At 35.1% G+C, this 22,098-nt stretch carries 21 protein-coding genes; 10 read left to right on the top strand and 11 right to left on the bottom strand.

Annotated elements, in window-relative coordinates; translation table 11 throughout:
• The first annotated feature begins 115 nt into the window (after window positions 1-115).
• Complete coding sequence (locus OL234_RS03535; protein WP_275469794.1) at window positions 116-745, top strand: GNAT family N-acetyltransferase; 630 nt, start codon at window positions 116-118, stop codon at window positions 743-745.
• A gap of 48 nt (window positions 746-793) precedes the next feature.
• On the opposite strand, the gene OL234_RS03530 is transcribed toward OL234_RS03535, so the two are convergent.
• A complete protein-coding gene (locus OL234_RS03530) occupies window positions 794-1,300 on the bottom strand; it encodes a ClbS/DfsB family four-helix bundle protein (protein WP_275469793.1) in 507 nt (168 codons plus the stop codon).
• A gap of 100 nt (window positions 1,301-1,400) precedes the next feature.
• Here OL234_RS03530 and OL234_RS03525 point away from each other — a divergent pair, with 100 nt between their 5' ends.
• A complete protein-coding gene (locus OL234_RS03525) occupies window positions 1,401-2,147 on the top strand; it encodes a class I SAM-dependent methyltransferase (protein ID WP_275469792.1) in 747 nt (248 codons plus the stop codon).
• 44 nt (window positions 2,148-2,191) lie between these two features.
• Here the strand turns inward: OL234_RS03525 and OL234_RS03520 are convergent, their stop codons facing one another.
• From OL234_RS03520 to OL234_RS03510, 3 genes are all read right to left on the bottom strand, one after another.
• The gene (locus OL234_RS03520; protein ID WP_275469791.1) at window positions 2,192-2,806 is read right to left on the bottom strand and encodes a pentapeptide repeat-containing protein; all 615 of its coding nucleotides are present in this window, start codon (window positions 2,804-2,806) and stop codon (window positions 2,192-2,194) included.
• Between the two features lie 385 nt (window positions 2,807-3,191).
• A complete protein-coding gene (locus OL234_RS03515; RefSeq protein WP_275469790.1) occupies window positions 3,192-3,587 on the bottom strand; it encodes a DUF3887 domain-containing protein in 396 nt (131 codons plus the stop codon).
• Between the two features lie 584 nt (window positions 3,588-4,171).
• Complete coding sequence (locus tag OL234_RS03510; RefSeq protein WP_275469789.1) at window positions 4,172-4,432, bottom strand: hypothetical protein; 261 nt, start codon at window positions 4,430-4,432, stop codon at window positions 4,172-4,174.
• A 176-nt stretch (window positions 4,433-4,608) separates the two neighbouring features.
• On the opposite strand from OL234_RS03510, the gene OL234_RS03505 reads away from it, so the two are divergent.
• Both OL234_RS03505 and OL234_RS03500 read left to right on the top strand, forming a co-directional pair.
• Window positions 4,609-5,691, top strand: coding sequence for an LLM class flavin-dependent oxidoreductase (locus OL234_RS03505; protein WP_275469788.1), 1,083 nt, complete (start codon window positions 4,609-4,611; stop codon window positions 5,689-5,691).
• Window positions 5,691-6,257: an NADPH-dependent FMN reductase gene (locus OL234_RS03500; protein WP_275469787.1), complete on the top strand. Its 567-nt coding sequence runs from the start codon at window positions 5,691-5,693 to the stop codon at window positions 6,255-6,257. Before OL234_RS03505 ends, OL234_RS03500 begins: the two co-directional genes overlap by 1 nt.
• A gap of 45 nt (window positions 6,258-6,302) precedes the next feature.
• Here the strand turns inward: OL234_RS03500 and OL234_RS03495 are convergent, their stop codons facing one another.
• The 3 genes from OL234_RS03495 to OL234_RS03485 all read right to left on the bottom strand — a co-directional run bounded on the left by OL234_RS03495 (window position 6,303) and on the right by OL234_RS03485 (window position 10,423).
• Complete coding sequence (locus OL234_RS03495) at window positions 6,303-8,588, bottom strand: beta-glucosidase (RefSeq protein WP_275469786.1); 2,286 nt, start codon at window positions 8,586-8,588, stop codon at window positions 6,303-6,305.
• 16 nt (window positions 8,589-8,604) lie between these two features.
• Window positions 8,605-9,705, bottom strand: coding sequence for a PTS transporter subunit EIIC (locus OL234_RS03490; protein WP_275469785.1), 1,101 nt, complete (start codon window positions 9,703-9,705; stop codon window positions 8,605-8,607).
• Between the two features lie 82 nt (window positions 9,706-9,787).
• On the bottom strand, window positions 9,788-10,423 hold the full coding sequence (locus OL234_RS03485; RefSeq protein WP_275469784.1) for a sugar O-acetyltransferase: 636 nt from the start codon (window positions 10,421-10,423) through the stop codon (window positions 9,788-9,790).
• Between the two features lie 188 nt (window positions 10,424-10,611).
• On the opposite strand from OL234_RS03485, the gene OL234_RS03480 reads away from it, so the two are divergent.
• The 4 genes from OL234_RS03480 (at window position 10,612) to OL234_RS03465 (ending at window position 14,772) form a co-directional block, all read left to right on the top strand.
• Window positions 10,612-11,715: a helix-turn-helix domain-containing protein gene (locus OL234_RS03480; RefSeq protein ID WP_275469783.1), complete on the top strand. Its 1,104-nt coding sequence runs from the start codon at window positions 10,612-10,614 to the stop codon at window positions 11,713-11,715.
• A gap of 104 nt (window positions 11,716-11,819) precedes the next feature.
• Window positions 11,820-11,987: a hypothetical protein gene (locus OL234_RS03475; RefSeq protein ID WP_275469782.1), complete on the top strand. Its 168-nt coding sequence runs from the start codon at window positions 11,820-11,822 to the stop codon at window positions 11,985-11,987.
• Window positions 11,988-12,551: 564 nt separating this feature from the next.
• Window positions 12,552-14,090: a PTS transporter subunit EIIC gene (locus OL234_RS03470; protein WP_275469781.1), complete on the top strand. Its 1,539-nt coding sequence runs from the start codon at window positions 12,552-12,554 to the stop codon at window positions 14,088-14,090.
• A gap of 4 nt (window positions 14,091-14,094) precedes the next feature.
• Window positions 14,095-14,772, top strand: a complete 678-nt coding sequence (locus OL234_RS03465; protein ID WP_275469780.1) for an N-acetylmannosamine-6-phosphate 2-epimerase — start codon at window positions 14,095-14,097, stop codon at window positions 14,770-14,772.
• 38 nt (window positions 14,773-14,810) lie between these two features.
• Here OL234_RS03465 and OL234_RS03460 read toward each other — a convergent pair whose 3' ends face one another.
• A complete protein-coding gene (locus OL234_RS03460) occupies window positions 14,811-15,608 on the bottom strand; it encodes a MurR/RpiR family transcriptional regulator (protein ID WP_275469779.1) in 798 nt (265 codons plus the stop codon).
• Between the two features lie 439 nt (window positions 15,609-16,047).
• On the opposite strand from OL234_RS03460, the gene OL234_RS03455 reads away from it, so the two are divergent.
• On the top strand, window positions 16,048-16,260 hold the full coding sequence (locus OL234_RS03455; protein ID WP_275469778.1) for a hypothetical protein: 213 nt from the start codon (window positions 16,048-16,050) through the stop codon (window positions 16,258-16,260).
• Window positions 16,261-16,302: 42 nt separating this feature from the next.
• On the opposite strand, the gene OL234_RS03450 is transcribed toward OL234_RS03455, so the two are convergent.
• Window positions 16,303-16,746 (bottom strand): MerR family transcriptional regulator, encoded by a 444-nt coding sequence (locus OL234_RS03450; RefSeq protein ID WP_275469777.1) that lies wholly within the window; start codon window positions 16,744-16,746, stop codon window positions 16,303-16,305.
• 72 nt (window positions 16,747-16,818) lie between these two features.
• Between OL234_RS03450 and OL234_RS03445 the strand changes: the two genes are divergently transcribed.
• Window positions 16,819-17,553 (top strand): SDR family oxidoreductase, encoded by a 735-nt coding sequence (locus tag OL234_RS03445; RefSeq protein WP_275469776.1) that lies wholly within the window; start codon window positions 16,819-16,821, stop codon window positions 17,551-17,553.
• A gap of 329 nt (window positions 17,554-17,882) precedes the next feature.
• On the opposite strand, the gene OL234_RS03440 is transcribed toward OL234_RS03445, so the two are convergent.
• Together OL234_RS03440 and OL234_RS03435 are read right to left on the bottom strand one after the other, a co-directional pair.
• Complete coding sequence (locus OL234_RS03440; protein WP_275469775.1) at window positions 17,883-18,686, bottom strand: histidine phosphatase family protein; 804 nt, start codon at window positions 18,684-18,686, stop codon at window positions 17,883-17,885.
• Window positions 18,687-18,865: 179 nt separating this feature from the next.
• Window positions 18,866-21,904 (bottom strand): DEAD/DEAH box helicase, encoded by a 3,039-nt coding sequence (locus OL234_RS03435; protein ID WP_275469774.1) that lies wholly within the window; start codon window positions 21,902-21,904, stop codon window positions 18,866-18,868.
• Between the last annotated feature and the right edge of the window lie 194 nt (window positions 21,905-22,098).

The following is a 22,098-nucleotide window of genomic DNA, read 5'->3' as shown; positions in this document are numbered from 1 at the left end:
TTTTTATTTATAATGATCATAGTGTAGCACACTTTCTCTCAATAACTACTTGATAACTATTGACTATCACTTAATTTCAGTTATGATATACCTTATTAACTTTAGGAGAATGTAAATGACTTTATACTTTCGAAACATCAAAAAAAAGGACTTTAAAACGTTAGAATCAATCATTCAAAAAATATGGGAATACGATACTTTTTGTAGCCCAAAAACCTCTAAACGAGCCGTTAAAATGTTTTTAAGCTCTTGTTTAGCCCACTCAAGTTTTTCACAAGTAGCTGTCTATCAAGATCAAGTAGTAGGAGTTATTTTAGCAAAAGACCTTACTTGTAAAAAGCAAAATGTGAGGGATCTTTTTCGCCTGGCTAGCTCTTTACTTCCTCTCTATTTAACAGAAGAAGGTCGACATGTCCTTACTAATTTGACTAAAGTAGAAGCACTTGATCAAGAACTTCTAGCAAAAAGCAACAAGAATTATGAGGCCGAATTAACTTTATTTGTCATGGCTGATGGCTATCAAGGAAAAGGGATCGGTAAAACACTCTATCAAGCAGCTATTTCTTATTTTGAGCAACAAAAAGTGACTAACTTTTATTTATTTACAGATACTAAATGTCATTATCAATTTTATGAGTACCAAGGAATGAAGCAACAGGACAAAAAAATGATGACTCTTACCTTAACACCTGATCGCTCAAAAGAACAAATTGGTTTCTTTCTGTATGATAAAGAACTCAAATAAAAAACATCGCAAATCTTATTTGCGATGTTTTTTATTTGACTAGAAAGTTTATCTCATAGCACGTTGATACTTACTTAACTTTTTAAAAGCCCAATCATAGTGACTAGACGTTGCCGAAATAAAATAAGCTCCTAAAGACGTCGTATTCGTCCATTTATAGTATTTTTTAGTAAATAACTCATAGTCAGAATGACTTTCAATTAATGCCATTACACGTTTATGACTTTTTATGAGCAAACTCTGGCTTTCTTCTAAACTCATCATTTGATAACTTTCCCAAATTTGTTGATTTAAGGCCGGCAATGTTTTCCAGGTATACCCCGATTTTGGCATCGTTGGCTTAACACCTGCCATCCCATCTTTATACCAATCGAAAAACATAAGATGCCAGTCATGAAGGTGTCCTAAGACATCTCTCACGTTTTTATCTCGATCATTAAAGGGAAAGCTTCCCTCCTTCATCTCAACTGGCATATTCTCAATCATTGCCATTAATTTAGTAAAATTTTCTGCTGATAAAGCTAATAAACTTTCTTTATCTTCGGGTCTAGCCACCTTGAGCACCTCGCTTTCTTTATTTCTACACTATCACCATTGAGCACAGCTTTCTTAAAAATATGTTATACTTTTACTACTTAAAAATAGGAGGTTTTATATGTTCGAAGAATATGGTGAACTAAGTACTGAGCTTTATGACTTTACCAAACCAATTGGTCATGAAATTGACGGCGACCTAACTTTTTATTTAGAACAAGTCAAATCAGCAACAGGCTTAGTCCTTGAAGCAGGTGTTGGGACAGGACGCATGCTCGTGCCTTTTGCTGAAAAAGGCATCAAAATAGAAGGCGTTGATTTGTCCCCATTTATGTTAGAAAAATGTCAACACCATTTAAATGAGCGCAAACTAGAAGTGAAACTCTATCTTCAAGATCTTCAAGCCCTTGATTTACCAAAGAAGTATCAAATGATTATCATGCCAACCGGTAGTTTTGCACTGTTACCGACTAGAGAGATGATGCTTAAAAGCCTAACAGCGTTTAAACACCATTTATTACCTGGTGGTAAATTAATTTTAGATTTACTTTTACCTCGAGACTTTCAAGAAGGAAACTCATCAACTACAACATGTGAACTTTCTGATAGCACTGGTATCATCTTCAATAGTACCTCACTCAATATTGATTGGGAAGCCCAACGTACAACTGAGTTACACCGCTATGAAAAATGGGTAAAAGGACAGATGGTCCAAACTGAATTATCTCAATTTATCTTATCTTGGTATGGTATTGAAGAATTTAAACTTATTTTAGAAAAAATAGGGTTTAAAAATTGTCAAGTCATCTGGGATTACGGTCAAAATTCAGGTGCACACGCTACCTTAACCTTCATTGCTGAAGCTTAAGCTATTAAACACTCACCCAATTTTTGTTGTGAGTGTTTAATTATCTAATCAACTAGTTGAATTCTTAATAAACTCGCAAGAAAAACGGTCTGGCTTTGTGATAATAAACAGCCTGCTAAATCACTATAATCAATAATCAGTGAAACAAGTTGACACGTACTTAAATCAACTTTTTTTAATGCCGTATCCGTGAAATTCACCTTCACTAATTCACAATCAAGGAAGGCCATTTTGGTCAGTTTGCAGTCAACCAAATACGTATCAATTAAACGACACCCTGACATTTGACTTTGCTTAAAATGAGAGTGAGACAAACTGGCTAATGATAAGTCACTATCTTTAAATTGACTCTCAAAAAAATAACTCTTATTAAAATCCGTCCCTAATAATTTACAACCAATAAAAGTGGTTCGAATAATACTGGCTTCTGTTAAGGCTGAATTAGAAAAATCGCAATTTTCAAAAACAACATCCACAAGTTCAACCTTTTCAAAATCAACGCCATGAAACGTCACATTCTTAAAATGACAATTGGAAATATCGGCACGATATAGATTATCACCTTCAATCACATCTCCCTCTATCTTACTATTGACAAGCAGTAATTCCTCGTTTAAATAGATATCAGTAAACTGAGCTTTCGTTAATGATGGTTTCATACTTATCCCTTCCTTTCGTGTAAGAGTAGTATAAGCAAAATAGTCATACCTATCATTAAGTCAAAATGAGAAGTTTTTTGCTAATTGATAGTTGAGGAAGGGACTTAATTGCTCAAGCTTGCTTAGAATCCTCCTCTACTACCTAAAACACCTTATTTTTTAATCAAATTCTTATTATTTTTATTTTGACTGCTTATTTTAGGTAATAAAACTTACTCACCATTCGCTTTATCCCTCTCACTTGTATATTCCCACATAATAGGAGCAATTGATGCTAAAAATTCATCCTCTAATCCCATGTCTTTTAGTTGATATTCAGATAGTCTATGTTAATAATGTTATTTTCTAAAGGAGGACTATCTTTCAAAGACACTACTTTCTCAACTTATTTGACAACCAAGCTAGATATTTCCTCTTGTTCATTAAATGAAATAGAAAAAATCCGTTTTTCTTTACTATATGTGACTTCAGAAACCGTCGTGTAGTTATCATTTTTGAAAAGTACTGTTTGTTTGCCAATTTTTTTAAAGTCGCCAGATTTTTTTAAAATGGGTTCAATCTCTTTCAGAGTCTCTTCAGTCAAATCTTCTTTCATCTCATCGTTCAAATTGGTCAAAATATCCTCATAATTATGTGCCATCACATCCATAATAATCACACTTGCCTCTTGCTTATAAGCTTCAGCTTCTTCATCAGAAACCTTAGATCCTCCACACGCACTCAAACCGATTACGACTATTAATAAACTAACTGTGCTTACTATTTTCTTTAGCATATTCATTTTTCCACGTCCTTTTTAGAAAGATATTATAACCAAATAATAACAAACAACCGACTGCCTCGAGAACTACAAATCTGACTAATTGTTGTATCGTTACTCTTGAAAATAAAATCGACAAATTAAAGACAACAATTACCCCAATTAAAATTGACTACCACACCTATCAGCTAACTGTGTGGTACCGACATTAAGGGTGTTAACTTTAAGCGAATTGGTTAATAGTAACTAACAAACAGCCTAATAAAAAACTTTCCGTCCTTCGACTAAAACTAAGGCATTGGAAAAGAGCTCGTAAAGTCAATGAAACAAAAATAGTCAATATTTGAATAAACATCACCCTTTTATCAAAATAGTTAACAACGTTAGCTTTCTTTATTATAGTCCCTTTTGGATTAGTTTACCTAACAACTTGTTGCCAAATACGAAAAAAAACTCTGACAGCTATTGTCACAGTTCTTTTAATCGTCCCATTTATTACTAACATAGTATGACGCTATCAGACAAAACCAACCATTCCTTACTCTCTTCATAAAATAACTTGAAGGCTAAGTTTCCACTACAATATCATAGACTGTTGCTTCTCTTTAAAGACCTAAGTGTCGTTCAAAATAATCAGCCATGCCTAGTCCTTGAGTATACAAGGTATAATAAGTATTTTCATAACTAAAACAAATTTGTTTACCACCAAAAACACTCGTAGAAGTGACATAATAAATATCCTGACACTTCAGACTGATTGTTTGACCTTTAAAATAACCTTGATGGCTTGTTATATACAGATGATTCTTTAGAAAATGAATGGTAGCGTTCGAAATATGATTGTTGACTTTTACATAAGTGTTCACCTTTTATTCCCTCCCTCAGTTGCTCTTATCCTGAGTATAATCTATGAAACGAGTTTCATAGCAAGCCCAATCATTCATTTAAAGCATTTAAATTGCTTACTAAAAGTAAGCGTGATATGCTAGCTCTATCTTAAATGATCGCTTTAAGTATTTATAATAAGAAAGGACTGTTCCTTATGACAAAAAAATTCGTAACATCTCCACAGATAGATGTGACTAAAGGATTAGAATTAGGCATCTATACACTTGGTGACCATATGCCTAATCCTCATACTCAACAATTAATTAGCCCTCAACAACGTTTAAATGAAATCAAAGAGATGGCTGTTTTAGCTGAACAAGCTGGTCTAGATATATTTGCCTTAGGTGAAAGTCATCAAGAGCACTTTATCTCTCAAGCTCACAGTATTATTCTCGCCAATATTGCAGCAGCAACACATCGCATCAAACTATCCAGCTCTGCTACAATGTTAAGTACTTCTGATCCGGTCAGAGTCTTTGAAGATTTTTCAACTCTTGATTTATTATCAGGTGGTCGTATTGAACTAGTAGCTGGACGGGCTTCCCGTGTTGGGTTATTCGACTTATTGGGGTATGATTTAGCTGATTATGATGCCTTATTTGAAGAAAAATTTGATTTGCTGTTAAAAATTAACCAAGAAGAAACGATCAATTGGCATGGACAGTTTAGAAAACCATTGAGCGAGGCTCACATTCTCCCACGTCCTCAAAAAGAACACTTACCAATTTGGCGAGCAGTTGGTGGGACCTCAACTAGTGCAATCAATGCTGGACGCGCTGGTGTTCCTCTATACCTAGCTCATCTTGGGGGGCCTGCGTCATCATTTAAACCAACACTTGACTACTATCGCCAAGCCGGTGAACAAGTTGGTTTTAAACAAGAAGAGTTGTTGGTGGCCACAGGCGGTTTCTTCTATGCATCTGAAAATAGCCAAGATGCTTTTAAAGAATACTACCCTCATGTTAATCAAGGTCTCACCTTAGCTAATGGGCAAGGATTTCCAAAACCTGCCTTTGCTCATGGTAAAGAAAAAGAAAGCATCATTAATGTTGGCTCACCTCAACAAATCATTGAAAAAATTCTTTATCAACATGAAGTCTTCAATAACCAACGTTACATTGCTCAATTAGATTTTGGTGGCGTTCCTTTTGATAAAATTATGAAAAATATTGAAATTTTAGGTGAGAAAATTGTCCCTGCTATTAAAAAATATACAAAGAAAGAAGTGACACCCTAATGAAAATTGTCTTGTTATCTGGCTCAACAGTGGGTACAAAAACTCAAACAGCGATGACTTATTTATATAACCACTTAAAGCTGACAGCTTCTGAACATGACTTAACTCTTTTAGATTTAAAGGATTATGAGTTACCGTTTAGTGATGGCCGAAATTATTTGGATTACCAAGGAGACGCTGGTTTGGTAACAAGCGAACTAATGAGCGCTGATGTTATTTTAATCGGTTCACCGACTTTCCAAGCCTCTATACCTGCCACACTAAAAAATATTTTTGACTTACTTCCTCAAAATGCTTTAGAGCGAAAAATTGTAGGTCTTGTCATGACAGCTGGTTCCCCAAAACATTTTTTAGTAGCAGAAACTCAGCTAAAACCTATCATTCATTATATGAAAGGCCTACTTGTTTCCAATTATGTTTTTATTGAAGATATTGATTTTTACCAACAAAAAATCACCAATGATGATGTAACCAGACGATTAAATAAACTAGTAGAAGACAGCTTAGTCTTAGCTAAAAGCTATCAAAGAGCGTGGCAAGAGCAAGAAGACTCCTATGGGTTTTAAATAAAAAAGAAGAGAGCCTAAGCTCTCTTCTTTTTTATTTAAAACTTACTGTACGGCATTCAATTTTGTAATCAACTCATCTAATTTCTCATCATCAATTAACTGTCCTTGAGAAAAATTAATCAAGCCACGTAATGGCATATTATTGTAAGTTGCGATTCCTAACTCCGTATCAACCTTATCATTATCACTCGTTTTTTCTCTAACAATTAAGCTATACCAGGTTTCAAATAACTCACGAGCAATGGCATATTTCTTTGGATCTGCTGCCACATCACGTACAGGTGTATTGCGCGTGACAGTTGCTTTTAAAGGTGTTGCATTTTCAACTGTTACATTTGTTTTTAGAAGTAATTGCTCCGCTGATTTTCCAACTGCTAGCTGGTACTGGCCAGAAGCCACATACCAATCATTTGCAACTGAATCAAAGTATTTTAAGGTTTCCTGGTTGACAACAAACGTCACGTCTTTCGACTCATTTGGCTCTAAGGCTACTTTATCAAAGCCTTTCAATTCCTTAATAGGACGAGGGACGGTTGCATCTAGCGGTAACACATAGAGTTGAACAATTTCTTTCCCTCGTACCTGTCCTGTATTAGTTACAGTCACAGTCACTTCTATTTGCTCATCTGCTGCCATTTTTTTAGAACTGATAGTTAGGCCACTGTAGGTAAAATTGGTATAGCTCAAGCCATGACCAAATGAATAACGAGCTGGAAGACCAACTTTATCATAGTGACGGTAGCCCACAAAAATATCATCAGTATATACAGTCTCATCTCGGACACCTGGGAAATCACGGTAACATGAGACATCTTGCAATCTTTCAGGGAAACTTTCAGCTAGTTTAGCACTTGGGTTGACTTTCCCAACTAGGATATCTGCGATAGCACCGCCACTTGCTTGCCCCCCTAAATAAGCTTCTAAAATACTTTTAACTTGATCATCCCAAGATAAATCAATGGCTGAGCCATTTGATAATACCACAATCACATTTGAATTAAAGGAAGAGACAGCTGAGAGTAATTCCAATTGGTTTTCTGGTAAATTTAGATGGCTTCTATCTAAACCTTCTGCTTCGTAACGGGCTGGTAAGCCTAAATGTAAAATAACTTTATCGGCTTGACGAGCTAATTCACAAGCTTCCTCTAAATAATGATTAGACAAGGCGACATCTAATTCTGCTTCATAACCTCTAGTAAATGTAAGTGAGCCTTCGGGCATTAGTTTTGTTAATTCTTCATGTAAATTCTCAATTTTTGTTGGAATGATATGCGAGCTACCACTTCCTTGGTAACGTGGTTTTTGAGCTAAGTCCCCAATTAATAACACCTTATCTGTTTGAGATAAGGGTAATATGTTGTCATCATTTTTCAATAAAACCATAGTTTCAGCTGCTACTTGACGAGCAAACTCATGGTGAGCCTCTTGGTCATACATCCCATGTTTTTCAGTTATTTCAGTCTTGTCAATCAAAGCTAGTATCCGTAAAACGACCTTGTCTAACTCACTTTCTAATAACTCACCACTTTTGACCGCTTGTACGATTTTGTTTGGTGAATAATTACCCGTTGTTGGCATTTCAACATCATGACCTGCTTTTATGCCATTAATACAATTGTCAACAGCTAACCAATCTGAGACTAAAACTCCTTCAAAGCCCCACTCGTCACGTAAAACTTCTTGTAAGAGATGCTTGCTTTCATTGACGTACTCACCGTTTACTTTATTGTACGATGTCATAATCGTTGTCGGTTGTGCCTCTTTGACAATATGTTCAAAAGCCGCTAGGTAGATTTCTCTGAGCGCGCGTTCACTGACCTTAGCATCAATAGTCATACGACGGGTCTCTTGATTATTAACAGCAAAATGTTTTAAAGAGGTACCAACGCCTTTTGATTGGGTACCTTTCACTTGTTCGGCACCCATTTGGGCTGTTAAATAAGGATCCTCTGAAAAATATTCAAAATTACGGCCACATAAAGGCGAACGTTTGATGTTAATACCAGGTCCTAAAAGTACGCTGACATCATGTGATAAGCACTCTTCTCCCAAAGCTTCTCCGACTTGATATACTAATTCACGATCCCATGATGAGGCTAATCCGACTGCAGGTGGAAAACAAATCGCTGGTTCACTATCCATGAAACCTAAGTGATCAGATTGATCACGTCGTTGTTTTCTCAAACCATGAGGTCCATCTGTCAAGGCAATCTCAGGAATTCCTAAGCGATCAACTCCTCTTAAATCCCAGAATGTCCCTCCTGAACATAGTCCAGCTTTTTCTTCTAACGTTAGATCTTTTAATAATACTTGGTAATTTTTTTTCATATTCTACACTCTTTTCCTAGTTATTTGTTTGTTTAATTTTTCCAAAGATAAAACTGCCTAAAAAGGCAATAACAAAGGTGATGACTGATGACAAAATACCTAATCTCATACTAGAATCCGGCCCGATAAATAGCGGATAGTATAAGGCGCTTAAAATCGGGGTGAATTGGAATATTTTAACCCCTAAAAAGCTAATCAAACCACCACCTAAAGCTGAAGCAATCACCCCACTAATAAAAGGTTTGCCGTATTTCAAATTGACACCGTAAATAGCTGGTTCTGTAATTCCGAAAAAAGCGGGAATTAAGGTTGAGACTGTTAAAGCCCGATCTGCTTTTGAAACATGACGAACCATCCCTGCTGCTGCTCCGAATTGACCAAAGACCGCCATCATCATGATTGGTAAAATCGTATCATATCCAAGAGACTGAATATTAATCATGGCTACTGGTAAGATACTCCAATGAATGCCAAAAACGAAGGTGAAGGGGAATAAAGCACCTAGTAAAACTCCCGCCACTAAAGGACTAAAGCCGTAAGCTTGGCCATAGATCCATGAAATACCACTTCCCAGTGCCATCCCTAAAGGCCCGATAACTAGAAAAGTAACAAAACCTGCAACAAGTAAGGTTAAGGCTGGAACTACTACTATTTCAGCGACGGCTGGCACTATTTTTTTGAAAAAGCGTTCAATATAACCTGCGACGAAAACTGCTAAGATTGTGGGAATAACTGCCCCACCGTAACTTTTGACACCTAAACTTAGCCCAAAGAGATGAATTGTCTCAGGCATCTCTGCTGCTGTTAGGGGAAATAACAGCGCTGTCGCCAAGGCGACACCAATATAGACATTACTATTAAAAACTTTGGCAGTCGTAATACCAATAAAAACTGGTAACAAGGTAAACACACCCGATGAGACTGCTGTTAATATCACACTGATAAATGACTCGGTTGAGATAATCGCCATCTTTTGTAACAGTGTATTGAGTGCCATCAAAATGCCTGCCCCAGCTAATATTCCTATGTATGGGGTAAAGATAGCTGAAATGACTCCAATTAACCTATTAACAAGACTGGTTTTATGGCTAGATTCTATTGCTGTTGTTTCATTCAATACGATTGCCTCCTTAATAAAATCGCTTCGACCCTCCTTTTTGCTACTATTAGCTCAATCGAGTATCCGCTGATTTCTAATGTTATTCTATGACATTGTCTTGGCATAATTCAGCTTGATAAGCTTCTTTACGAGCTTGCCAGTAAGCTTTGTCCTCACTCGTAATCGGACGCAGTACTTTACAAGGGTTACCAACTGCTATCACGTTGTCTGGAATGTCTTTTGTGACAACTGACCCCGAACCTATTACGACATTACTACCGATCGTAACACCTGGTGTCACAACCGTATTCGCCCCCAACCAGACATCATCGCCAATCGTAATCGGTGAACCAAATTCATAAAACTCATGACGAATATCTTTATCAATAGGATGATTGGCTGTATATAAGCCAACTTTAGGTCCTAAATAAACCCGATCACCAATAGTAATCGGTGCCACATCTAGCATAGTGCAGTCAAAATTGGCAAAAAAGTAATCGCCGACTGAAATATTAAACCCATGATCGCACTTGAAAGGCGGTTCAACTAAGAATAACTCTGGTGATTTTCCGAATAATTCTTTAATAATCCCGTAACGTAACCCCTCATCATTTGGTGGTGATTGATTAAACTTATAAAGTAGGGAGCGAGCTCTGCTTAGACCCGCATTGAGCTCGACATCATTTCCTGATAAATATAAATCGCCTGCAATCATTTTTTCTTTTTCTGTTCTCATCTTATCTTCCTCATTTCTTTTAAGTTGTCTGCTTGACAAGACACAGTATACGGTTCGTATATTATGATAACTAGCTGATTTCCCATGTTTTTTAGAACTAATGAGTAAAAAAGAATAATAATATCCAAAAATTGCGTTTTTATTAATCATGATATAGGATAAAGGAAAGAGAAACTGGAGGAAGTAAGATGGAATTCAAACAAATTCAATACCTTATTAAAGAGTTGCATCAGCTTAGATTACATGCAGTTTATCCAGAAACAGAATTAGCAACACTATTATCTGACAATCAGTACCAACCAGATTCACTCAAAATAATTGGTGACTTTTACACTGAACACCAAGAAAGCCTCGATCCGTTATTTTTAGAAATAAATCACAAAATGGCCTTTATCATGTTTCCATCAACTGGTTGCTATTACTTACTAGGCCCCTTTACCCTTAGCACTCAGACAAGTACCTTGCCCTATCTGAAGAAAGCTAGCTTACGACCGCTAAGTGAGTTGCTCTATTACTTGCTATTTCAGAAACTAGGGACAACACTACGATTTGAAGAAGACCTGGGTCTCAAATATTCTACAGTACCTAACGAGTTACGTGCGACATCTGAGCAACCTCTTCATCAACAAACATTAGAAACAATGATGTTACGTGCAATCAAAGATGGACAAGTCGCCAAAGTCAAAGAACTGTTACTCCACAATCCACTTAATAAGGAAAATGATTCAATCGGCCTCTTATCTAAAAAAAGCTTAATACGCTACTATCGAAATATTAGTATTACAACTGTTACCCTTGCCACCCGTGCTGCTATACAAGGTGGCTTATTTCCTGAAGTCGCTTACAGCTTAAGTGATCGTGCTATCCAAACTTTAGAAGATGCTCACTTTATGACAGACCTTAACAAGTCAATGACTGAAGCCCTTATCGACTTAACACGCTTAGTTCATCAAGAAAAACAACTGAATATCAGTCCGCTTACTAACAAAGCTCGAGAATATATTAGCAACCACCTCTATGAACAAACGACAAGAGAAACAGTCGCAACTTTTCTAGCTATTAGCCCCAATCATTTGGATAAAATTTTTAAAGCAGACTTGAAAATATCAGTGGCACGCTATATTAAACAGACTAAATTGCAGGCCGCCTGTGAGTTGATTGAACAACAACAGGATTCTCTAAGTCAGATTTCCGAATCTCTTGGTTTTGGCTCACTCAATTCTTTTTCAAAACTCTTTAAACAACACTATGGCTATCCCCCTTCCCAACATCTCAGCCATAGTCAAGACTAATCAGAACGACAGTTTACTTTTTTATAAAAAATCAGTAACTCAAATAAACCTGATAGTTATATAAATGCTATAATAGACTCATTATTCTATGAAGGAGTGACAGGATGAACGACACACAACAAGAAAAAGCCAAACGTTTGATTGCTAGAAAACAAGGAAAAACTCCGCCAGGTGATGACCAGATTACAACACGTCACAAACAGACAGCCACAATTAGCAATTTTGCTAAAACAACAGCAACTAAAAAATACGTGAAAAAACGACCACACTAGCAATTAAAGAGGTCGTTTTTTTTTACGCTAACATCCAAATAATTGATATTTTTTTCATTTTATATCCTATTATTGTTTTTTTATCAAAAACCTAAAGATCCTTTCATTACTATCTCACCAGTAACCAGAATTAATACAACTATTTTTTCAGCTAAGCAGGCTATTTTTATTTTAATAGCATCCGATTTAAACACCTAACCACATAATAATCGAGATAATTTCTTTAGATTAAATATTTTTTGATATACTTTTAACGGAGAGTTCCCCCGTCAATTTAGAGGCTTAGTTAGTCATTATGGAGTTAAACAACTTAATAAAACAGCCACTTCTTCACCATTTGTCATTGTTACGACAACTATGGAGAGAGTGGCAACTATCACAACCGTTCCTGAAAATATAGCATGACATGATAAGTTGGTTTTTAATGTTTTACCAGTTAAATAAAATAAGAGCCTCTTTCTTATAGGAATGGGGTGTTTTTTATCTTTTTTTAGAAACCGATTGCAGATATTTTTCACATATGATATTATTACTTTGAAAAAAATATCAAAAAGGAGAGATGAAATGAAAAATTTATTTGAAAAAGCTCAGCAATTTGGTAAATCATTTATGTTGCCCATAGCAGTTTTACCAGCAGCGGGTTTACTATTAGGCATCGGGGGTGCTTTTTCTAACCCTAATACAGTGACGGCTTATCCAATACTTGATGTCCAATGGTTACAGGCAATCTTTAGCGTCATGTCAGCAGCTGGTAGTATCGTATTTGGTAACTTACCTGTATTATTTGCTGTTGGGGTTGCTGTTGGCCTAGCAAAATCTGATAAAGGAACAGCGGCACTCGCTTCTTTACTTGGTTATTTAGTCATGAATGCTACCATTGGTTCTATTTTAGGTATTGCTGGAAAACTAGCAGATCCTTCTGAACTGGCTAGTGCAGGACAAGGAATGTCTCTTGGAATTCAAACTCTTGAATCAGGTGTATTTGGGGGATTAGTTGTAGGGATTATGACTGCTTACTTGCATAACCGCTTTAACAAAACTGAATTGCCTCAATTTTTAGGGTTCTTTGGTGGCTCACGTTTTGTCCCAATTATTACAGCTTTTGCTGCTATTATTTTAGGAACGGTCATGTATTTTATCTGGCCTATTTTTCAAAGTGGTATCTTTAAAATTGGCGATATTGTAAACGCAACCGGTTATATTGGAACTTTCTTCTATGGTTTTATTTTACGTTTATTAGGACCTTTCGGTTTACACCATATCTTCTATTTACCATTCTGGCAAACAGCTCTAGGTGGTACATTAGAAGTTGGTGGAAAAGTATTCCAAGGGACTCAAAATATTTTCTTTGCACAACTAGGTGACCCTAACACAACAGCCTTCTTTGAAGGGACTGCTCGTTTTATGTCAGGGCGTTTTATTACCATGATGTTTGGTTTATTAGGTGCAGCCTTTGCTATTTATAAATGTGCTAAACCTGAAAATAAAAAAATTGTTGGTGGGCTAATGTTGACCGCTGCACTTACCTCATTTTTAACAGGGATTACTGAACCATTAGAATTCTCATTCTTATTTATTGCACCTGCGTTATATGTTGTTCATGCATTCTTTGATGGTTTAGCATTTATGTTAGCTCATATCTTAAATATTACAATCGGCCAAACATTTTCTGGTGGTTTTATTGACTACATTTTATTTGGAGTCTTGCAAGGTAATGACAAAACGAACTGGATTCGTGTGTTATTAGTCGGGATCCCATGGTTCTTTTTATACTTCTTTAGCTTTAGCTTCTTAATTAAGAAATTTAATTTTAAAACCCCTGGTCGTGAAGAAACACTAACGAAAGACACAGCAACCGGTAACGTAAGTGACCGTGCTTTAGCTATTACAGAAGGTCTAGGTGGACTTAAAAACTTAGATACTGTCGACTGCTGTGCAACTCGTTTACGTGTTACTGTCAAAGATGGCACACAAGTTTCTGAAGAAAAATTAAAAACAACCGGTGCCAAAGGTGTCGTTGCAAAAGGAAATGGTATTCAGGTCATTTACGGACCACAAGTAACAATCATAAAAAATGAAATTGAAGAATTGATGGGAGAATAAATTTATGTTAGAAAAAATTAAAGGTAACCTTGTTGTATCTTGCCAAGCACTTGATAATGAACCTTTACATAGCTCATATATCATGTCACGGATGGCTGTAGCTGCTCAAGAAGGTGGCGCTTCTGGTATTAGAGCTAACTCAGTTGTTGATATAAAAGCAATCAAAAAAGAAGTTGACTTACCTGTTATCGGGATCATCAAGCGTGACTATCCTGATTCAGAAGTTTTTATTACTGCAACAAAAAAAGAAATTGATGAATTAGCAACATCTGGTTGCGAAATGATTGCTCTAGATGCAACAAGTCGCAAACGACCTCATAATGAAGAGTTAGCTGATGTTGTAAAATATGCAAAAGAAAAATACCCTAACACGTTGTTAATGGGCGATGTTGCTCTAGTTGAAGAAGCTAAATATGCAGCTGAAATCGGATTTGATTGTGTGTCAAGTACACTTATTGGTTACACCAAAGAATCCAGTCACTTAGATGTTTCAGCAGATGATTTTGCTATTTTAAAAGAAATGATTGCCGTTGTATCGGTCCCTCTAATAGCAGAAGGTAATATTAATACCCCTGAAAAACTAGCCCGTGTTTTAGAATTAGGCGTACACAGTGCCGTTGTCGGTAGCTCAATTACTCGCCCACAACTTATTACCAAAACTTTCGTTGATGCAATCAAATAAAAAAAGAACTTGGCTCTCTAGAGAGCTAAGTTCTTTTTTTATAAGACCCTTAATGTTTTACTACGATTATCAGCATAGATTGGCGTCTCAAGTAACTCATAAAAAAGACAGTCTAAAATAAAAATATTTGTAAATTGACTATTAATAAAGCGAGAATCATCAATTGTTTCAATACTTGCTGTTGCTAAGTTTAAATCAGATGCTTTTGCTAAACTACTATAAGAACTATTGGTTAGTGAGACAACGGTTGTCCCATTTCCTTTCGCAATCTTAACAGTTTCTAATATCGCCTGTGTTTCACCTGAATTTGAAATACAAATAATCAAATCAGCCTTAGTCAGTAAAGTCGCACTCATCTTCATCATATGAGGGTCACTGATACAGTCCACTAAGAATCCCATTCTAGAAAGGTGTAGCTTGGCCTCTGTCGCGGTTAAACCTGAACTACCTATCCCAACTAATACAAGTTTACGTGCACTCTTGACTAGACTAACGAGCTGTTCTAATGATTCTCGATGAACCAAGGTATTTACCGATCGAAGCATTTGTTTATAATAAGTGGCAATTGGTGGTTCTAGCGTTTTTTTAGAGTTACGTTCTTTGGCACACTCTTCTCTAATATAACTTTTCAACTCCGAAAAGTTCGTATAATTCAGTTTGCGTGACAAGCGTGTCACAGTAGCACTTGATACATAGGCTTTCTTCGATAATTCTTGAATGCTCAACTGGTCAATGCTTCCCAAATGTTTAAGAATATATTCCCCTGCCTCACGTTCTTGTTTCGTCAATGCCTCTTTTATATTGAAGTACCGATCTGAATAAGATATTCTCTCCACTACTTTTCACCTACACTTCCGTTTAATCTACGCTAATTATTATACCTTAAATCTAAAAGAGGTGCATTGTAAAAAAACAGGTGCTTTTTTAATTAGCGTTTAACATCTCATCTGAATAAGGTTCAGTTTTATTTTTACAATGAACATACTTACTTCTTTTTAAGACTAACTACTTCTACACTTAAATAATGACACCAAAGAAACAACCTACATAATAAATTCAACTAATTATTTTAATTCACTTAACCCTGAACTACATAATGAGTAAGCACACGCGTGGATACTTCTCTACAAAAATACTTGCTTTCTCTAACACCCCTTACAAATGTGAAATCAACCTTTCTCTTGAAAATACCTAGTGCTAATGGGTATAATCCAAGATAGATAGACTATTCACTTCTTCCTTAGCGCTTAAGTCAATTAAAAAGGAGATAACTCTATGAAAAAATTTGATGGTTACTTTACTAAGTCACTCCCACTTGCCGGCATATGTATCACATTTATTCTTATTCTTTTTTTTATTGTTTACTATGGAGAGTCTTCATTACTCGCTTGGCTTTATTGTTTGATGCCCTTAGTAGTCAATTTGCTCGTCTCTTTTGGCTACCGAGTGATTAAGAAAATTTTTGGTAAAAACACCCAACACCATTAATCACTTAAAGTAATCCTTACGTTATATTAACCGATACCTTACTCATTTATTTTTTAAATACTCTTCATAAAATTTCGAATCCACTTGTGTCGTCCCATCCTCGAAAAATATTTCTTCCGTTTTAGCCTTATTTGCTTCTGCATAATACCACTTTTTCCATCTTAAATAATCCAAACTTTCTGACAAGCGAGCTATTTTAGCTTCTAATTCCTTTTCTTGCTGTTTAATAAAATCATAACGAGACTCTAAAGTACAATCACCTTGTAAACAAAGACTAATAAACAACGCAATTTGTTTCACTTCAACACCTGCTCGTTTTAAACACAGTATGGTATCTAAATATTGAAAATCACTTTCTAAAAAATAACGTCTATTGGCCTTATCTTTTTTTACAAATGGAAGAAGCCCTTCTTTGTCGTAATATCGTAAAGTATCTGTCGAGACATCATATTTTTTAGCAATTTCACCAATCGTATATTTTTTCATAATTCCCTCCTTGACTTGGAGCTTACTCCAAGTGATATGCTACAGTGTATCACAAAGAAAAGAGGAACAAAAATGACTACTAAACCATTAATCGTTATTACAGGAGCAAGTTCTGGCTTCGGTGCAGAAATCGCCAAATTATTTAATCAAGCAGGGTTTCCAATGCTTTTACTTGGACGTCGTGTCGATAAGATAGAGGCCTTACCCTTAGATTTTAGTACTGTTCTAATTAAACAAGTTGATGTTACCAACTTAGACGACTTTACAGCTGCAATAAAATCTGCAGAAGAGACTTATGGTCCTACTGATTTACTTGTTAACAATGCAGGGGTTATGTTATTAGGAAACTTAGAAACACAAGACCCTAGTGAATGGGATACCATGTTAACAACTAATGTCTTAGGCGTATTAAACGGTATGAGTATTGTGTTAGAGACAATGAAACAAAATAAACAGGGAACGATTATTAATATGTCTTCAATCGCAGGCTTCAAAGCTTTTACCAACCACGCTGCTTATGTCGCTTCAAAATTTGGTATTCACGGTGCAACCGAAACGGTTCGACAAGAAGTTGCTAGTCATAATGTTCGCATCTCCCTCGTTGCGCCTGGTGCAGCCGAGACAGAACTTTTATCTCACACTACAGATCAACAGGCTCTTTCAGATTACAATAGTTGGAAGCAAACAATGGGTGGGGTGACGCTAGACCCTATTCACGTTGCTCAGACCGTCAAATTTATTTACGATATGCCACAAAATGTTACGATTAGAGAAATTGATATTACCGCTACCAAACAAGAATGTTAAAATGGGATCAGCATAGAGGCTATTCACCTTTTCATATAATATTAACTAGCAATTGAGGGAACTCCTACTTAATTCCAACGTATATTTAAGCTGACGTTTTAATTGTTTTAGAAAATGAATTGCAGCAGGCTTCAAGTCAGCCTCATTTACCGCTTATCAAAAAATATAAAGTGACTATAAAAAAACGTAAAAATCATGTTATATCATACATGAACTTTTACGTTTTTTTAATCTATAATAAGTCTCTTACTTTTTAATAAATTTAATCTGACAATTCCCTTTATTCAGTTTTTCACCCTTACATGCGACATCCAACGCGTAACTCTTTATTATAGCTTCAAGCCTTCTTCAAAGTAATGATTGTCACCGATTGTTTCGACTTTTAGTTTACCATTATCATAAATGATTTTAGTGACACTCACATTTTTTAGTGGTTTACCTTCATACTGGTCTGATAAACTTGATAACATGACATTAATTGCCATACCGTGACTGACTACAAGGACATTTTTATTCCCCGCTTCGCTTTCAGTTTTACCGATCTTTTCAAGCGTTTTTGTCATGCGGTCAATGATCATCTTAGAATCTTCTGCAATTCCTATTTCATCTAATTCTTTATAGGTATTTGCTAATTCATTCCAATACATTTTTCCTGTTTTTGCTTCAAACTCTTCACCATCTTTATAGCCATTTTTTTCAGCTAGTTTAACACTTGATTCTGCAATTCTATCACCCTCAAACGAGCCATAGGAAGCTTCTCTTAGACCTTCATCATAGGTTACTTTAAGATCCTTTTGACCTGTGTTTGCTAAGACATGTGACGCTGTATCGTAGGCTCGTTTCAAGTCACTAGAGTAAGCTGAATCGAAGGTGATTTTTTCTGCTTTCAAGCCTTTTCCCAACGCATCTGCTACTTCCTCACCTTTTTCAGTAAGTGGTGTATCAGACCAGCCTTGGACTTTTGAGGTTAAATTAAACAGTGTCTCACCATGTCGTGTTAAATAAATCGTAACAGGTTCTGACCCTTGTGCCTTTTCATCAGACGTGTCTTCATTTTTCCCACAAGCGGTTAAAGTCAACACACTCATTGCTACTACCGATATCAATAACCCAATTTTTTTTACTTTTTTCATATAAACCCCTCTTCCATTTTATAAAAGAAAATACATATGAACCTTGACAATATTGAATTGTGGTAAAGGTGAATCAAAATATGTGATAAATTGTCATTTAAAGTATAACATACTATAATTTTTAAGTAAGCGTATTCACGATAGAGATTCTATGTTTCTTAATTGAAAAATAACTGGGTTTACATTTCATCCGGCTGGTTTTTAATAGGATTTTCACTGTACTTTGCAAGCGTTTGGTAAAAAGGTTTGCCACTAAATCTACTATAATCACCAATGATATAGAACTCCTTCTTAGCTCTTGTTACTGCTACATTTATTATATTCGCTGTTTGACATGACCAATTTGCAGCTCCTTCAGAGTCTATATCTGTTCCACAAATAAAATAAACAATAGGTGCTTCTTTCCCTTGAAAGGTATGAACGGTTCCAATTGATTTATTAATCCAATCTTTTATTTTAATCCCCTCATTTTCAGCTAAATAAGAACTATTCTCTCTTAAAAATTCTTTTGTTTTGTCAACAACATTTTTGAAAGGAGAAATGATGTAAATATCACTCAGATTTGTCGCTTTTTTCAATTCCTCTAATAAACATTGGCTCTGTTCTAATACATACTTATCAGTCGCTTTACCTTTAATATCAAACCATCTGACTGTCCCTTCTTTACCCGATACCCCTTGAACCATCTTACCTTCATATGATATTTCATTTGAAATGTTAAAAATAGGACTCAAACATCTTCTATGAACCCAAAGTGGGACTCCGATTCTTGATTTATCAGGTTTTACCGTCCCATACTTATTCGCATAATCTGCTAATTTTTGAACAGAAGCTTGTTCGCCTGCATAGTGATCTTCAATTTGATATTTTTCTTTGATAATTCCTAAAATCGATGGATCTATTCCTAATACTGGTTCAATTTGAGAAGGATCTCCCACTGCTATCACACGTTTAGCTCGCCATATACCCCCAGCAGCGGCTTGTGGTGTTGCTTGTCCTGCTTCATCAATAAACAAATAATCTATACTCTCTTCTTCTAACCCTTTATACATTGTACCCAAGCTTGAAAAAGTTGTACTTACTACTGGAATTAACAAATGAAAAATCTGCCATGACTGTTTTAACAATTCTTTATGTTCACTACTCGCCATATCTAATTTAGAGCGATTCTTTAGAACATTGAGTGCTGACCAAAATAAGGGTGAGTTTATTTCATTAAAAACCTTATGAACATTCATTGCCTGAATAAAATAATTTCCCCTCAAATAATTTAATCGCTTAGTCACGAAAGGTGTCGTTAATTGTCTTTTATCATAACACTCTGGTCCCCATTCTCCCTCTAAAGTATCTACTTCGTCATCAAGAAAATAAAGTCTTTCCTCTTTTAAACTTTCAGATAATTTTTCTTGTTTTATCCTATTTTCTTGTTTCTCAATTTCAATTTTTTTTATCTGTTCCTTCATCATATCGACATCAATTTCATACGCTCTAATTTTTTCATTTAGTTCACTAAGACTCTTCTTCAACTCTTCTTCTGATTCATTTACTTTGATTCCTAATATTACCATTAACTTAGTAAAAAAAGATAACCGTGGAAGTAGTTCTTTTTGCTCAATCAAATAACTTTTCTTTACATAAAACCTTTTCATATTTTCTTGCTTTTCATTCATCTCATTTTTTAATATAGTTAGATTTGCATCCAGTTCGTTTAACTTTATTATAAGTTTATTTTCTTTTTTTAAATGAACCAAATAGTTTGTTATCTTTACTTTCTCATCTTCAATTTGATTTTTTATATCAGTAAATTTCTCACATACTACAGACCACTCTTTTACAGTGGTCTTTGAAGATTTCAAACGATCATTAAGTTTTTCTAATTTACCATCCGTCTTTGATTCTTTCCCATAAAGCAAAGGATCTAATACTTGATTTATATTGGATGATCTCCCCATATTCACCGAAAATAATCCCCAATATTTTTCAAAAGGACTCTCTGTTTTTTTAGCACCTGTCTTATCAAATATATAAGATAAGTATTCAGGAAAATAATTTACTTCCTTTATGCTCTCAGAAAACCCCTTATCTGATGACATAAACCGATCATTATCATGGATTAATTCTTCAGATTTGGGTAAATCCTTTGAAATATTTTCAACCGCACTATTATTTGATGACGCTACAACAATACTATAACCACATATTGAGTCATCCAATTGATAACTTCTAAAATTATATCCCTTCTTGTTATTAACATCAGAATAAACCACTCCTTTATTCTGATATGCTTCTTTCGGACTTGAAAACTTTGTCATTTCACACGCTCTCTTAATGACAAGGTTAGCAAATATATCTTTAAGTAATGTTGTTTTCCCCGTTCCAGGTGGGCCATTAACAGAGAAAATATCTATTTCTTCATTTAGAACTAGATTAACCGAAACCTGCTGCATCAATGAGAGTTTGAAATTATTATTTGATGGCCATCTACCATCTGGCAAGTTCTCCAAATTTAAAATTTCCATAATAGCCTTCTCATTCTCATCTATATTTTTAAACTGATCGTGCCCATCAATGTATAATTTCAACTGTTTTGGTAATTCATCTAACTTAGATATTTTTTCTAAATCTGATGTAAGGAAACTATTAAAATCAATCTCATTCTTTACGCCAAAAGAAATATAGCATTCCTCTCTAAGTAAATTAATTGTCAGAAAATAATTACCAATTTTTTCATTAACACTCAATAATTTTTCTAGTGTAAATCCTTCTTTAAATAAATTTTTTAACTCGATTTCAAATAACCCCACTGCCTCATTTTCTAATCTGGCTAACTCATCTTCACCTATATTATCCATCTCATTACCCATAATTTTTTTGAGCATATATTGTAATTGTGGTATAAAAATACTATTCTCAACATATGCCCCCTCATTACTAACCTTTACAGATAAAGAATAGTTCAAAGTTTTCTTTTCACCTATCGGCTTTCTTCCATTATCAACAAGTGTACATAGCTGTTTTTCCAAGTCATTATCATCAAAAATCCCAAAATAGATGACACTATATTGTTCGACATCTTCCAAAAAAAAGTTTCCTTCTGAAAAAGTTGTCCCTTCTAAGCTAGATACTTTAGATGTGTTTTCCTTTATCTTTAATTTTCCTGTATTCAAATATTCAATTCTTAACCATGCCTCTATGATATTTTTATAGTTGTCCTGCATAATTTACCTACTTTCTAACACTAAAGTTTATCTATATTATACAATTAACTTTATACAAAACATACATTTTTAAAACGAGATTCATTTATAAATAACAAATAACTTTCTAATGCTTTAGTGTTTAATCCAACTAACTTCTTTGTACTGACAAACAAGGAGAGCTTATAATAACTGACCCTGTAACACTTCTCCGT

The organism is Vagococcus intermedius (assembly GCF_029144185.1).
Taxonomy (GTDB): Bacteria; Bacillota; Bacilli; order Lactobacillales; family Vagococcaceae; genus Vagococcus_D; species Vagococcus_D intermedius.
Note: the sequence above shows the minus strand (reverse complement) of the source record. Positions and strands in the feature narration are given on the sequence as shown.